Genomic DNA, 13,191 nt, shown 5'->3' with positions numbered 1-13,191 from the left:
GGCTTACCGTCCCCGGAGCCGAGTGATCGTCCGCGAACATCCCTGGGGGCAACGTGGGTTCAGGACCGGTGGGGGTCGCCGTCGTCGGGGCGGGCGTGATCAGCAAGGAGTATCTGACGACCCTGTCCGCCTTTCCGGACGTACGGGTCCTCGCCGTCGCCGATCTCGACGGGCGCCGCGCCGAGGCCGCGGCGAAGGCTCATGACATCCCGCTCGCCGGGGACGTGGACACCGTCCTCGCCGTGCCCGAGGCCGAGATCGTCGTGAACCTCACGGTTCCGGCCGCGCACGTCGAGGTGGCGTGGGCGGCGCTCCGCGCGGGCAAGCACGTGTACGGCGAGAAGCCGATCGCGCTGCTGCCCGGCGAGGGCGAGAAGCTGCTCGCGGAGGCGTCCGAACGCGGTCTGCTCGTGGGCAGCGCGCCCGACACGTTCCTCGGCGCGGGCCTGCAGTCCGCGCTGCGGGCCGTCGCCGCCGGGCACATCGGGGCGCCGGTCGCCGCGTCGACGGCGCTGCGCAGCCTGGGCCCCGAGCGCTGGCACCCGGACCCCGCGTTCTTCTACCAGCCGGGCGCCGGGCCGCTGTTCGACCTCGGCCCGTACTACCTGACGGCGCTGGTCGCGCTGTTCGGCGGCGTGGAGCGGGTCGCGGCGTCGGTGCGCAGGGCCCGCGACATCCGGTCGGCCGGGCCGGGGCCGACGGCCGGGCGGACGTTCCCCGTCGCCGTGCCCACCCATGTCTCGGCGCTGCTCGACTTCGCCTCGGGACCGACCGCGACGTCCGTGTTCAGCTGGGACTCGGCGCATCCGCACATCCACTTCGAGATAGTCGGCACGGAGGGCACCCTCTTCGTCCCGGACCCCAATTCGTTCGGCGGGCCGCTGCGGCTGCGTCCCAACGCCGCGTCCGACTGGGCCGAACTGCCCGTTCAGGGCCGTACGGACGGCCGCGGTCTGGGCGTCGTCGACATGGCGCGGGCGATCCGCTCGGGTTCCGTGCCACGGGCCTCCGGGGCGCTCGCACTGCATGTGCTGCGGACGATGGCGGCGGTGACGGACTCGGCGTCCCGCGGGGAGTTCACGCGCCTGGCGGAGCGGGTGGTGCGACCGGCGCCGCTCCCGGCGGACTGGGACCCGACGAGCCGGACGCTGTGAACACCTGGCTGCGAGAGAACCGGCTCCGTCAGCGCTGGAGGTCGGCCAGCGTCCGCTCCAGCCACTCCACCCAGAACGTCTCCAGATCGATCCCGGCGCGCAGCACCGCGTGCTGGAGCCGGTCCGGCATCGTGTCCTTCTCCGGCGGGAAGTCCCGCTTCTCGATGGCCAGGTAGGTCTCCAACTGCCCACGGTGCAAATCGAGATGGCGGCGCAGCTCGGGTTCGACCCCGGCCGTGCCGACGACGGCGGCGGAGCGCAGCCGCAGCAGGAGCGGGTCCCGCATGGTCTTGGGGTCCTGCGGCGTGGCCGTCCAGCGGGCCAGTTCGACGCGGCCCTCGGCCAGGACCTCGTACTCCTTCTTCTGTCCGCGCGCGGGGACCGGTGCGGGCAGGACGCGGATGAGGCCGTCGCGCTCCAGCTTGCCCAGCTCCCGGTAGATCTGCTGGTGCGTGGAGGACCAGAAGTAGCCGAACGACTTGTCGAAGCGGCGGGTCAGTTCGAGCCCCGACGACGGCTTCTCCAGGAGAGCCGTGAGGATCGCGTGCGGCAGTGACATGAGGCAACCCTAAGCCAGTGACTGTGAGGATGGTCACGCGGCCGGCGGGCCCGGCCACGTGACCACCCGGCTCAGAGGGACGCGGCGATCTCGGTGCCCTGCTTGATGGCGCGCTTCGCGTCCAGTTCGGCGGCCACGTCGGCGCCGCCGATCAGGTGCGGGGTGCGGCCCGCGGCGACGAGGTCGTCGTAGAGGGAGCGCTCCGGCTCCTGGCCGGCGCAGAGGACCACCGTGTCGACGGGGATCAGCGTGGGCTCGCCGTCGAGCGTGATGTGCAGGCCCGCGTCGTCGATCCGGTCGTACGTCGCGCCCGCGATCATCGTGACGCCGCGATGGCGCAGCTCGGTGCGGTGGATCCAGCCGGTGGTCCTGCCGAGACCCGCGCCGACCTTGGAGGTCTTGCGCTGGACGAGGTGGACCTGGCGCGGCGGCGTCGGCCGCTCGGGGCGGGTGAGGCCGCCGCGGTCGGTGTAGTCCATGTCGACGCCCCAGAGCCGGAAGTACGTGGCCGGGTCCTGGCTCGCCTTCTCGCCGCCGTCGGTGAGGTACTCGGCGACGTCGAAGCCGATGCCGCCCGCGCCGATGACGGCGACGCGGTCGCCGACGGGCGCGCCGCCGCGCAGTACGTCGAGGTAGCCGACGACGCTGGGGTGGTCGACGCCGTCGATGGCCGGGGTGCGCGGCCCGACGCCGGTGGCGACGACGACCTCGTCGTACGCGTCCAGGTCGGCGGCGCTCACCTGCGTGTTCAACTCGACGCGCACACCGTGCTCCGCGAGGAGTGTGCGGAAGTAGCGGAGCGTCTCGTCGAACTCCTCCTTGCCGGGGACGCGGCGGGCGACGTCGAGCTGGCCGCCGATCTCGGCGGCGCCGTCGAGGAGGGTGACGTCGTGGCCGCGCTCGGCCGCGGTGGTGGCACAGGCGAGACCGGCGGGGCCCGCGCCGACGACGGCGACGCGCTTGCGCAGCCGGGTCGGCGACAGGACGAGCTCGGTCTCGTGGCAGGCGCGCGGGTTGACGAGGCAGGAGGTGATCTTGCCGCTGAAGGTGTGGTCGAGGCAGGCCTGGTTGCAGCCGATGCAGGTGTTGATCGCCTCGGGGCGCCCGGCGGCGGCCTTGTTCACGAAGTCCGGGTCGGCGAGCATCGGCCGCGCGAGCGAGACCATGTCGGCGGCGCCGTCGGCGAGCAACTCCTCGGCCAGCTCCGGGGTGTTGATGCGGTTGGTGGTGACGAGGGGGACGGAGACCTCGCCCATGACCTTCTTGGTGACCCAGGTGTAGGCGCCGCGCGGCACGGACGTCGCGATGGTCGGGATGCGGGCCTCGTGCCAGCCGATGCCGGTGTTGATGATCGTGGCGCCCGCCGCCTCGATCTCCTTGGCGAGGTGCACGACCTCGTCGAAGGTCGAGCCGCCGGGTATCAGGTCCAGCATGGAGAGCCGGTAGATGACGATGAAGTCGGTGCCGACACGCTCGCGGACGCGCCGCACGATCTCCACGGGGAAACGGATGCGGTTCTCGTAGGAGCCGCCCCAGCGGTCGGTGCGCTGGTTCGTCGGGGCGGCGATGAACTCGTTGACGAGGTAGCCCTCGGAGCCCATCACCTCGACGCCGTCGTAACCGGCCGCCCTGGCGAGTTCGGCGGCGCGCGCGAAGTCCTCGATGGTCTGCTCGACCTCGGCGCCGGTCAGCTCATGGGGCACGAACGGGCTGATGGGCGCCTGGAGCGGGCTCGGCGCGACGAGGTTCTCGTGGTAGGCGTACCGCCCGAAGTGCAGGATCTGCAGGGCGATCCTGCCGCCCGCGGCGTGCACGGCGCCGGTCACCTCGCGGTGCTGCTCGGCCTCCGCCTCGGTGGTCAGCTTGGCGCCGCCGTCGTAGGGGCGTCCGGCCTCGTTCGGGGCGATGCCGCCGGTGACCATGAGGCCGACGCCGCCGCGGGCGCGGGTCGCGTAGAACTCGGCCATGCGGGCGAAGCCGTTCTCCGCCTCCTCCAGACCCACGTGCATCGAGCCCATCAGGACGCGGTTGGGCAGGGTGGTGAAGCCCAGGTCGAGCGGGGCGAGCAGGTGCGGGTAACGGGTCATGGGGGCCTCCGGGCGCGGCGAACGTCGTCACTGTTGTAGACGACGCCACGTCTCTTTTGCAACAAGTTGCATAAGAGACCTGCGCCACGGAAGGCGACCCTTACCCGAGCTTTCCCGTCGGCGCTCTACTCGTCGGCGACCTCCGCCACCCACCCGACCGGCAGCTCCTCGCCGTCGACGGTCACCGCCTCCACCGTGCGCGTACGCGGGTCGATGTCGGCCTGCACACCCTCGCCCGCATAGCGCGGATAGCCGGACGCGCCCTCCTCGCCCGTGGCGGTCACCGGCACGGTCCGCAGCGGGTTGCCGTGGTCGGGACGGCCCTCGGCGTCGGCCAGCCGGGGCTTGAGGACGACGGTGTACCGGGGCGCTTCGGGCGTCGTATCGCTGATGTGGCTCATGCTCCGGAGGCTAGTGGGCGAGGCACGGCCGCGCCCGCCGTCCGGCCCGGGGCCGTTACGGGGTTGTAGAGTGCAACCAGAAATCAGCGACAGCGACCGGCGCAGTGCGCGGCAGTGAACGTCCGAGAGGAACCGCACGTGGCAGACCCCGACCGTGCCGCCGACCGCGCGTCGGCCGTCGAGACCATCCAGCGGGAGCTGACCTCCTTCGCGCGCCGCGCCCGCGCGACGGCCGCCCGGATGCACCCCGAGCTGTCCCTCGTCTCGTTCACCCTGCTCAGCCATCTCGACGAGCGGGGCGGCTGCCGCGCCACCGATCTCGCCGCGCACTACGCCCTCGACAAGTCCACGGTCAGCCGGCAGGTCGCGGCCCTGGAGCGGGCCGGTCTCGTGATGCGCCGCGTCGACCCGGACGACCACCGCGTCCAGGTCCTGCTCCCGACCCCCGCGGGCGCGGAGATCCTGGCGCAGGTGACGGTCAGCCGCCGGAAGATGTTCGGCGAGCGCCTGGCGGACTGGTCCGAGCAGGACCTGACGCGGTTCGCCGCGTACCTCACGCACTACAACGAGGTCTCGCGCGAGGACTGAACTCTCACACCCGGGCCACGAGTTCGGGCACGCGCGCCGCACGGAAGCGGGTCCTGCGACGCAGCTCGAAGCCGAGGGACTCGTAGAGCCGGATCGCTGTCGTGTTGCCCTCCCCCGTGTGCAGGAACGGGGTTTCGCCGCGCTCCCTGATCCCGGCGGCGACGGCCCGTACGAGCCGCCCGGCGAGCCCCTGTCCGCGCTGGCCGGCGTCGGTGCACACGGCGCTGATCTCGGTCCAGCCCGGCGGGTGCAGCCGCTCCCCCGCCATCGCGACGAGGACGCCGCCGCGCCGGATGCCGAGGTAGGTGCCCAGCTCGATGGTGCGCGGCAGGAACGGTCCCGGCCGGGTGCGCGCCACCAGGTCGAGCATCTCCGGGACGTCGGCCGGGGTCAGCCGGACCGCCTCCGGGTCGTGCGCCGCGTCCACCCTCACGTCGACGAGCTGCACGCCCGGCACGTCCTGCGTCAGCTCCCAGCCGTCCGGCAGCTCGCGGGTCGTGCCCGGCAACGGCACCTCCGCGTCGGGCCCGGCGAACGCGGCGAGGTCCTCCCAGTCCCCGGGGTCCGGGTCGTCGGGCAGCGCCAGCCAGGGCGAGACGTCGAGGGGGTAGCGCAGCACCCGGCCGCGCCGCTCGGCGAAGCGGGCGTGCGGTCCGGTGAGCGACGCGTACGCCGGATTGTCGAGCGGGTGGGGCGCGCTGTTCCCCGCACCGAGCCCCTCGTACGTCTGCGTGCCGGTCATCCCGACCTGTCTCCCGTCCCTCGGCCCGTCACTTACCGAGCCATGAAACTCCCAGGTCAGAGCCGACATTCCCGAGCACATGCAGTGTTCATGGGGTCGCAACGTGTTCACACCCGCGCAACACACCTGTACGCGTTCCGGCGCGGGTCCGCGTTGCCGCGCGGCGATCGTTGTTGGCATGCTGGCGCGATGCCGTCCACGCCACTGACCGACCGCGTCGAGGCCCTGCTCGCCGACGAGGCCCCGCTGCCGATCGTCGCCGCGGGCGACCCCGTCCTGCGCCGCCCGGCCGAGCCGTACGACGGCCAGCTCTCCGACGATCTGCTGGCCCGCCTGACCGAGGCGATGCGGCGCACGATGCGCGCGGCGCCGGGCGTGGGCCTCGCCGCCCCGCAGATCGGCGTGCCGCTGCGCCTCGCGGTGATCGAGGACCCGGCGACCGTGCCGGAGGAGGTGCGCGAGGCGCGCGGCCGCACCCCGCAGCCGTTCCGGGTGCTGGTCAATCCGGCGTACGAGGACGCGGGCGGGCGCCACGTCGCGTTCTACGAGGGGTGCTTGAGCGTGCCGGGTTACCAGGCCGTGGTCGCCCGGCACGAGCGGGTGCGGCTGCGCGCCCTCGACGAGCGGGGGCGCCCGGTGGACGAGGAGGTCACCGGCTGGCCGGCCCGGATCGTCCAGCACGAGACCGACCACTTGAACGGCACGCTCTACCTGGACCGCGCCGAGCTGCGCTCCCTCTCCTCCACGCTGACGCGGGAGGCGGTGGAGCGGTGGGCGCACCCCACACCCCGGCTCGCCGCGCGGGAGCTGGGTTTCCTCCTCCCCGACGAGGGCTGACGGCCGCCGTCAGGCGAAGTCCGGCATCCGTCCCTCGGCCGCGGTGACGTCGATGACGGTGAACGCCACGCCCTGCGGATCGGCGACCGCCGCGAAGCGGCCGAAGGGACTGTCCATCGGCCCGTAGTGCAGTGTGCCGCCGAGGCGCTGGACGGTGGCGAGCGCCGCGTCGCAGTCCTCGACGACGAAGTACACGTTGACGTACGACGGCACGTGCTCGGGGAACGCGTCGGTCATCCGCATGCGGCCCAGGACCGGGTGGCCGCCGAGCTGCCAGACATGGAAGTCGACGTGCTCGTCCGCCACCTTCTTCACCTCGTACGGGAAGACGGCGGTGAAGAAGGCGTCGGTCTTCGCGGCGTCCCGGGAGTTGATCTCGGCCCAGCAGAACGCGCCGGGCTCGTTGACCGTCTCGAACCCCTCCAGCCCGGCGGGCTGCCAGAGGCTGAAGGAGCAGCCCGCCGGGTCCTGGGCGGTGACCATCGTGCCGAAATCGCCGACTTGCGTGGGCTCCGCCGCGAGGACGCCGCCGGCCTGCTCGACGCGCTCGGCCGTGGCCGCGATGTCGGAGGTGGCGAAGTACAGGTTCCAGGCGGGCGGGACGCTCTCCCCTCCGGGCATCCGCGGCATCAGCGCGGCGACGTGCTTGCCGGCCGCCGTCGTCGCCTGCGTGTAGTCGCCGTGCTCCTCGGCTCCCGGGTCGTACGACCAGCCGAACAGCTCGGTGTAGAAGGCTTTGGCCGCCTCCAGGTCCAGGAACATGGCGTCGGCCCAGACGGGCGCGCCATCGGGCGGTGCGGGCATGGTTCGCAACCCTTCCGTCGGCCGGGTTCGCCGGGCCCGCACGGCGGCGGCCCGGCGCATCGGGCCTCCAAGCTAGGCCGGTAGCACTCCCTCCGCCATCCGCGCGGCCGACACCGTCACGCCTGCGCGAGCTGCGGCTCCGGGAGCGGGGCGGGGGCGGCCTTCGGCTGCCAGTGCTTGGTGGTCCGTACGTAGCCGTAGATCACGGAGCCCATCGCGAGCAGGAGCAGCGGTCCGAAGATCCAGCGGTGCTCGGCCATCCGCAGCGGCAGGTAGCGGTACGCGGCGAGGAGCAGCGCGAGGACGCCCGTGCCGTGGCAGATCAGGCGGACGGCCTCGGTGTCCCAGCCGCGCTCGAACGCCCGCATGGCGGCCTCGACGGTGAGGGCGAAGACGACACCCGCGACGAGGTCCACGCCGTAGTGGTAGCCGAAGCCCAGCGTCGCGGTGAGCGTGGCGACCAGCCAGAAGGTGCCGGCGTACCGCAGCCACCGGGCCCCCTGGCGGGAGTGGATGAAGATCGTGACGGCCCATGCGGTGTGCAGACTGGGCATGCAGTTGCGCGGCGTGATGCCGTCGAACGGGATCGGGTGCGGAGCGGCGATCGCCGTCGCCGTGTCGGGCCACAGGTTGGCGACGGCCCACTGCCCGCCGTCGGCGCCGTAGGCGAAGACCGGGCCGACCACCGGGAAGATCATGTAGATGGCGGGGCCGAGCAGGCCGATGACCAGGAAGGTGCGTACGAGGTGGTGGCCGGGGAAGCGGCGTTCTGCCCCCACGTTGCGCAGCTGGTACAGGGCGATGATGGCCGCCGCGAGCGGGAGCTGGCCGTAGACGGCGTGCAGGATGCCCTCCCCGACCGGGCCCGTGGCCTCGACGAACTGGCCGACGAGCCAGGACGGATTGCCGAGCGCGTGGTCGGCGGTGGCCACGTACGGGTCGAGGACGTTCGGGCGCTCCTTCGACGTGATGAGCAGCCAGGTGTCGCCGGTCTTGTGCCCGGCTATGAGGAGGAGGCCGAGGCCGACGCCCTTGAGGAGCAGGGTCCGCTCGGCTCCCGTACGACGCGTGACGGCGATGACCGCGCAGCCGAGGATCACCCACAGCGCGCCGTTGCCGAACTCGATGCGGGCCCCTGCCAGCCACCGTACGAGGAGGAGGACGAGGTCGATGCCGACCGCGGCGCCCACCGCGATGAACCGCTGCCGCCACGTGAGCACCACGAGCATCAGCGCCATACCGGCGTAGAGCAGCGGCCCCGACTCGGGGGCGAAGATCACCTCGCGCGCCTGGTGGGTGATCGGGCCCGCCGTGTCGTAGCGGCGGGCGGCGATCTCCAGGGCGACGAGGAACCCGAGGGTCGCCACCCCCGCCGCGCCCCACAGCAGGACCCGCGGCCGGCGCCACCTGGACGGCGAGGTTGTCTCTGCTGGACGCGAGGGTATTCGCGGGGTCTTCGTGTTCACGTATCTGGCCGTCTGGTGAGAGGTGGCTTGGCGTTGCCTGTGCGGCCGATCATGTTATCCGAGCGGTTCAGTGGCCCCCGCCGAGCGTGCCGCTGAGCGTTCTGTGCAGGTCGGCGCTGGGTTCGTTGAGGCCGATGATCTCGACGCTCTTGCCGCGCTGGGCGTATTTGGTCTCGATGGCGTCGAGCGCCGCGACCGAGGAGGCGTCCCAGATGTGGGTCGCGGACAGGTCGATGACGACCTTGTCGGGGTCGGCCGCGTAGTCGAACTGCGTCACGAGGTCGTTGGACGAGGCGAAGAACAGCTCGCCGGTGACCGAGTAGACGACCCGGTCGCCGTCCGGGTCGAGTGCGGGGGTGACCTCCGCGAGGTGGGCGACGCGCCGGGCGAAGATCACCATGGCGGTGACCGAACCGACGACCACACCGATGGCGAGGTTGGAGGTGGCGACCACGATGACGACGGTGATCACCATGACGGTGATCTCGCCCGCGGGCATCCGCTTCAGCGTCTTCGGGGCGATGGAGTGCCAGTCGAACGTCGCGAAGCAGACCATCACCATCACCGCGACGAGCGCGGCCATCGGGATGTCGGAGACGACCGGTCCGAAGACGACGCACAGCATCATCAGGAAGACGCCCGCCAGGAAGGTGGAGAGCCGGGTCCGCGCGCCGGACACCCGTACGTTGATCATCGTCTGGCCGATCATGGCGCAGCCGCCCATGCCGCCGAAGAAGCCGGTGACGATGTTGGCGATGCCCTGGCCGATGGACTCGCGGGTCTTGTTGGAGCGGGTGTCGGTGATGTCGTCGACGAGCTGCGCGGTCATCAGCGACTCCATGAGGCCGACGAGGGCCATGGCGAGCGCGTACGGGGCGATCGTGGTGAGCGTGGACAGGGTGAACGGCACGTCGGGCAGGCCCGGCACCGGCAGCGAGGAGGGCAGCTCGCCCTTGTCGCCGACGGTCGGCACGGCGATCCCGGCCGCGACGGTGATCACGGTCAGGACGGTGATCGAGACGAGCGGCGCCGGGACCACCTTGGTGACCTTGGGGAAGAACACCATGAGCAGCAGGCCGCCGACGATCAGCGGGTAGACGGCCCAGGGCACGTCGTGCATCTCCGGGACCTGCGCCATGAAGATCAGGATGGCGAGGGCGTTGACGAACCCGACCATCACCGAGCGCGGCACGAACCGCATCAGCTTGGCCACGCCCAGCGCGCCGAGCACGATCTGGAAGACACCGGCCAGGATCACCGCCGCGACGAGGTAGCCGAAGCCGTGCTCGCGGTTGAGCGGCGCGATCACGAGCGCGACGGCGCCGGTGGCGGCGGAGATCATCGCGCGCCGCCCGCCGACGATCGAGATCGTCACGGCCATGGTGAACGCGGCGAAGAGACCGATCGCCGGATCGACCCCGGCGATGATGGAGAAGGAGATCGCCTCGGGGATCAGCGCGAGCCCGACGACGAGACCGGCGAGCACCTCGGTGCGCCACACCTTGGGGTCGGAGAGCCAGTCGGGCTTGAGGGCGCGCAGGCGCGCGGCAGCGGCGGGGGACGCGGGGGACAAGGGAAGCGGTACCTGTCGGCTCGGGCACACCCGGCGACAGTGTGAGCGGGCATGCGGATAAGCGGATGTGCGGATGTGCGGAAGACGGGGAACTCTACCCTAACGTTAGAGTAGGGTTCGGGGCGAAACGACCATGAGAGGCGAGCACGTGAGCGGCGGGCACATGCAGATCGGCGAGGTCGCCGCACGGACCGAGCTGTCCCTGCGCACGATCCGGCACTACGAGGAGACCGGCCTGGTCATCCCCTCGGCCCGGTCCCAGGGCGGCTTCCGTCTCTACACCGAGGCCGATGTCGCCCGGCTCATGGTGATCCGCCGCATGAAGCCGCTCGGCTTCACCCTCGACGAGATGCGCGACCTCCTGACGGTCACCGACCGGCTCGACGCCGCCGACGACGACCTCACCGACGGCGACGACGCACGCGAGCAACTGCTCGACCGTGTCCGCGAGTTCGAGCAGGCGACCCTCGACCGGATCGCGGACCTGCGCACACAGCTGGCCCGCGCCGAGGAGTTCGCCGGCACGCTGGCCCGTTTCCGCCACTCACCCGACGAGGCCGAACCGTGCCGGGAGCCGGGATCGCGTTAGTCTGCACGGGTGCAGACAGGCATGCGGGACAGGACCGGGGGCCGGTGCGCGGCCGTGGTGATCGCGTCGTCGGCCGGCGGCATCGAGGGGCTCGTCACGCTGCTCGGCGGCCTCGACGACGCGCTGCCCGTGCCGGTCCTGGTCGCCCAGCACCTCAACCGCTCCCGCGAGACCAGCATCGCGGCCATCCTGTCCCGCGCCACCTCCCTCGCGGTCAAGCTCGCCGAGGACGGGGAGCGCCCGCGGACCGGGACGGTCTACATCGCCCCGCCCGACCGGCACCTGTGCGTGGGCTCGGACGGCGCCCTCTCCCTCACGCGCGAGAAGCGGGTCAACTACGCCCGCCCCGCCGCCGACCCCCTCTTCGAGTCGGCGGCCGAGGCGTTCGGGCCGCTCGTCGGCTGCGTCCTCACCGGTTCGGACAGTGACGGAGCCCGGGGCATCGAGGCGGTCAAGGCCCACGGCGGGACGGTCCTGGTGCAGGACCCGGAGACCGCCGAGTTCCGCGGCATGCCCAAGTCGGCCATCGGCACCGGCAAGGTCGACCTCGTGCTCACCCTGGAGGAGATGGGGCCGGCCATCAACCGCCTGGTCGACAGCCCCGCCCGCCGTCACGGGTGAGGGTGGCCCTGGTCGGGGTCGTCCCCGGGGGTCTGCCAGGTGGTTCCGCGCTGCGCCTCCGCGCCCTCGACGGGCGTACCGGGGGCGGGCCTGCTGGGCTGGGTGCGCCGGGCCGCGCGGCGGCGTCCCGCGACGAACATGGCGAGCAGCCCGAGGACCACGACGACGCCGACGATGACGAAGACGAGTGAGCCCCCGCCCTCGGCGGCCAGAACGATTCGGCTGTGAGTGTGCATGCGGCCCCTCTACCCCGTTCCGCGCCGAACCCCGCACACGGACGTTGATCGTTTCGGGTGGCCGCCGCCGGGAATCCGGCGCAGGGTGATCACCATGGACGTACGCGATGAGGCTCGGCGGTGACGGCCCCGGCCGGCCCGTCCACGGCCGCGGGGCAGGACAGCGGGCTGAAGAAGACGCTGACGACCCCACTGCTCTACTTCTTCATCCTCGGCGATGTGCTCGGCGCGGGCGTCTACGTGCTCGTCGGGCAGGTCGCCGCGAAGTCCGGCGGCGCCGTGTGGGTGCCGCTCGTCCTCGCGCTCCTGCTCTCGCTGCTCACGGCCGCCTCGTACGCCGAACTCGCCACCAAGTACCCGAGGGCCGGTGGCGCCTCGCACTACACGACGCTCGCCTACGGTCCCTTCGCCGGGTTCCTCGCGGGGTTCTGCATGCTGGCCGCCGGCATCGTCTCGGTGGCCGCGCTGGCCCGCGGGTTCGCCGGTGACTACCTGACCGCCTTCATCAGCCTGCCCGTCGTCCTGGTCGCCGCCGTCTTCCTGTGCGCGCTCGCGCTGCTCAACGCGCGCGGGATCAGCGAGTCCACCCGCGCCAACGTCGCCGCGACCGTCATCGAGGTGGGCGGGCTGCTCATCGTGGTCGCTCTCGGCGTGGTCCTGTTCGTGCGCGGGGACGGCGACGCGGGACGGCTCGTCCAGCTCGGCACCTCCGAGACGGGCGCCGCCGCCGGTGTCCTGAGCGGGACCGTGCTCGCCTACTACTCCTTCGTCGGCTTCGAGACCTCGGTGAACGTCGCCGAGGAGACCCGCGATCCGCGCCGCTCCTACCCGCGTGCGCTCTTCGGCGCCCTGGTCACGGCGGGCGTCGTCTACGCCCTCGTCGGGATCGTCGCCTCGGCCGCCGTGCCCACCGACACCCTCGCGCACTCCAGCGGACCGCTGCTCGAAGTGGTCAGGGAGGCGGGCGGGGTGCCGCCGAAGCTGTTCAGCGCCATCGCGCTCGTCGCCGTCGCCAACGGTGCCCTGCTCACCGGCATCATGAGTTCGCGGCTCGCCTTCGGCATGGCGCGGGACGGTCTGCTGCCGCGCGTCCTCACCCACGTACTGCCCGGCCGCGGCACCCCGTGGGCCGCGATCACCGTCACGACGCTGCTGTCCTTCCTCCTCGCCCTCACCGGTGACGTGGAGACCCTCGCCTCCACGCTCGTCCTGCTGCTGCTCGTGGTGTTCTTCTTCGTGAACACCGCCGTGCTCGTGCTGCGCCGCGACACCTCGACACCGCCGCACTTCCGCGCGTGGACCGTGATCCCCGTACTCGGCGCCGCCTCCTGCGTCGTCCTCGCCACGCAGATCGAGGGCGAGGTGTGGCTGCGGGGGCTGATCGTCCTGGCGGTCGGCGTGGTCCTGGGCGCTGTGGCCGCGCTGCACCGGCGGCGGGACGCCGCGGGCAAAGCTAACTGAACAGCCCCGTGCGATACGGGCGGATTCGGGTACCCCTGATCCGTTCGCTTCATGAAGGCCGCCTCTGGATCAC

14 protein-coding genes are annotated in these 13,191 nt (G+C 72.1%); 6 read left to right on the top strand and 8 right to left on the bottom strand.

The window, feature by feature from the left end:
* The first annotated feature begins 53 nt into the window (after positions 1 to 53).
* Positions 54 to 1,154: a Gfo/Idh/MocA family protein gene (locus ACH4RC_RS05580; protein ID WP_398195448.1), complete on the top strand. Its 1,101-nt coding sequence runs from the start codon at positions 54 to 56 to the stop codon at positions 1,152 to 1,154.
* A gap of 28 nt (positions 1,155 to 1,182) precedes the next feature.
* Here ACH4RC_RS05580 and ACH4RC_RS05575 read toward each other — a convergent pair whose 3' ends face one another.
* The 3 genes from ACH4RC_RS05575 to ACH4RC_RS05565 all read right to left on the bottom strand — a co-directional run bounded on the left by ACH4RC_RS05575 (position 1,183) and on the right by ACH4RC_RS05565 (position 4,201).
* Entirely contained in the window at positions 1,183 to 1,713 is a 531-nt protein-coding gene (locus ACH4RC_RS05575; RefSeq protein WP_398195447.1) for a PadR family transcriptional regulator, read from the bottom strand.
* A 71-nt stretch (positions 1,714 to 1,784) separates the two neighbouring features.
* Positions 1,785 to 3,800 (bottom strand): FAD-dependent oxidoreductase, encoded by a 2,016-nt coding sequence (locus ACH4RC_RS05570; RefSeq protein WP_398195445.1) that lies wholly within the window; start codon positions 3,798 to 3,800, stop codon positions 1,785 to 1,787.
* Between the two features lie 125 nt (positions 3,801 to 3,925).
* Positions 3,926 to 4,201, bottom strand: a complete 276-nt coding sequence (locus tag ACH4RC_RS05565) for a hypothetical protein (protein WP_398195443.1) — start codon at positions 4,199 to 4,201, stop codon at positions 3,926 to 3,928.
* Between the two features lie 138 nt (positions 4,202 to 4,339).
* Between ACH4RC_RS05565 and ACH4RC_RS05560 the strand changes: the two genes are divergently transcribed.
* A complete protein-coding gene (locus ACH4RC_RS05560) occupies positions 4,340 to 4,789 on the top strand; it encodes a MarR family winged helix-turn-helix transcriptional regulator (protein ID WP_398195442.1) in 450 nt (149 codons plus the stop codon).
* A 4-nt stretch (positions 4,790 to 4,793) separates the two neighbouring features.
* Here the strand turns inward: ACH4RC_RS05560 and ACH4RC_RS05555 are convergent, their stop codons facing one another.
* Positions 4,794 to 5,531 (bottom strand): GNAT family N-acetyltransferase, encoded by a 738-nt coding sequence (locus ACH4RC_RS05555; protein WP_398195439.1) that lies wholly within the window; start codon positions 5,529 to 5,531, stop codon positions 4,794 to 4,796.
* 189 nt (positions 5,532 to 5,720) lie between these two features.
* Here ACH4RC_RS05555 and def point away from each other — a divergent pair, with 189 nt between their 5' ends.
* The gene (gene def / locus ACH4RC_RS05550; protein ID WP_398195436.1) at positions 5,721 to 6,368 is read left to right on the top strand and encodes a peptide deformylase; all 648 of its coding nucleotides are present in this window, start codon (positions 5,721 to 5,723) and stop codon (positions 6,366 to 6,368) included.
* Between the two features lie 9 nt (positions 6,369 to 6,377).
* Here the strand turns inward: def and ACH4RC_RS05545 are convergent, their stop codons facing one another.
* The 3 genes from ACH4RC_RS05545 to ACH4RC_RS05535 form a co-directional block, all read right to left on the bottom strand.
* Positions 6,378 to 7,172: a VOC family protein gene (locus ACH4RC_RS05545; RefSeq protein ID WP_398195434.1), complete on the bottom strand. Its 795-nt coding sequence runs from the start codon at positions 7,170 to 7,172 to the stop codon at positions 6,378 to 6,380.
* A gap of 116 nt (positions 7,173 to 7,288) precedes the next feature.
* Positions 7,289 to 8,560 carry a phosphatase PAP2 family protein gene (locus ACH4RC_RS05540; RefSeq protein WP_398195741.1) on the bottom strand — a complete coding sequence of 424 codons (1,272 nt, stop codon included), beginning with the start codon at positions 8,558 to 8,560 and terminating at the stop codon, positions 7,289 to 7,291.
* Between the two features lie 145 nt (positions 8,561 to 8,705).
* Positions 8,706 to 10,211, bottom strand: a complete 1,506-nt coding sequence (locus ACH4RC_RS05535; RefSeq protein WP_398195432.1) for a SulP family inorganic anion transporter — start codon at positions 10,209 to 10,211, stop codon at positions 8,706 to 8,708.
* A 133-nt stretch (positions 10,212 to 10,344) separates the two neighbouring features.
* Here ACH4RC_RS05535 and ACH4RC_RS05530 point away from each other — a divergent pair, with 133 nt between their 5' ends.
* Both ACH4RC_RS05530 and ACH4RC_RS05525 read left to right on the top strand, forming a co-directional pair.
* Entirely contained in the window at positions 10,345 to 10,800 is a 456-nt protein-coding gene (locus ACH4RC_RS05530) for a MerR family transcriptional regulator (protein ID WP_398195430.1), read from the top strand.
* A gap of 9 nt (positions 10,801 to 10,809) precedes the next feature.
* Complete coding sequence (locus ACH4RC_RS05525) at positions 10,810 to 11,421, top strand: chemotaxis protein CheB (RefSeq protein WP_398195427.1); 612 nt, start codon at positions 10,810 to 10,812, stop codon at positions 11,419 to 11,421.
* On the opposite strand, the gene ACH4RC_RS05520 is transcribed toward ACH4RC_RS05525, so the two are convergent.
* Positions 11,412 to 11,657 carry a DUF6479 family protein gene (locus ACH4RC_RS05520; RefSeq protein ID WP_398195426.1) on the bottom strand — a complete coding sequence of 82 codons (246 nt, stop codon included), beginning with the start codon at positions 11,655 to 11,657 and terminating at the stop codon, positions 11,412 to 11,414. The two genes, ACH4RC_RS05525 and ACH4RC_RS05520, sit on opposite strands and share 10 nt — an antisense overlap.
* 120 nt (positions 11,658 to 11,777) lie before the next feature.
* On the opposite strand from ACH4RC_RS05520, the gene ACH4RC_RS05515 reads away from it, so the two are divergent.
* Positions 11,778 to 13,118, top strand: a complete 1,341-nt coding sequence (locus tag ACH4RC_RS05515) for an APC family permease (RefSeq protein WP_398195423.1) — start codon at positions 11,778 to 11,780, stop codon at positions 13,116 to 13,118.
* The last annotated feature ends 73 nt before the right edge of the window (positions 13,119 to 13,191 follow it).

This window comes from Streptomyces sp. NPDC016845, assembly GCF_044332585.1.
Lineage (GTDB): Bacteria > Actinomycetota > Actinomycetes > Streptomycetales > Streptomycetaceae > Streptomyces.
This window is presented reverse-complemented; position numbering and strand designations above follow the sequence as displayed.

What these genes read in the sequence shown, in the direction of transcription:
- ACH4RC_RS05565 (WP_398195443.1), bottom strand. Translation starts at nt 4,201, where the DNA reads ATGAGCCACATCAGCGATACGACGCCCGAAGCGCCCCGGTACACCGTC.
- ACH4RC_RS05575 (WP_398195447.1), bottom strand. Translation starts at nt 1,713, where the DNA reads ATGTCACTGCCGCACGCGATCCTCACGGCTCTCCTGGAGAAGCCGTCG.
- ACH4RC_RS05530 (WP_398195430.1), top strand. Translation starts at nt 10,345, where the DNA reads ATGAGAGGCGAGCACGTGAGCGGCGGGCACATGCAGATCGGCGAGGTC.
- ACH4RC_RS05520 (WP_398195426.1), bottom strand. Translation starts at nt 11,657, where the DNA reads ATGCACACTCACAGCCGAATCGTTCTGGCCGCCGAGGGCGGGGGCTCA.
- ACH4RC_RS05545 (WP_398195434.1), bottom strand. Translation starts at nt 7,172, where the DNA reads ATGCCCGCACCGCCCGATGGCGCGCCCGTCTGGGCCGACGCCATGTTC.
- ACH4RC_RS05570 (WP_398195445.1), bottom strand. Translation starts at nt 3,800, where the DNA reads ATGACCCGTTACCCGCACCTGCTCGCCCCGCTCGACCTGGGCTTCACC.
- ACH4RC_RS05555 (WP_398195439.1), bottom strand. Translation starts at nt 5,531, where the DNA reads ATGACCGGCACGCAGACGTACGAGGGGCTCGGTGCGGGGAACAGCGCG.
- def (WP_398195436.1), top strand. Translation starts at nt 5,721, where the DNA reads ATGCCGTCCACGCCACTGACCGACCGCGTCGAGGCCCTGCTCGCCGAC.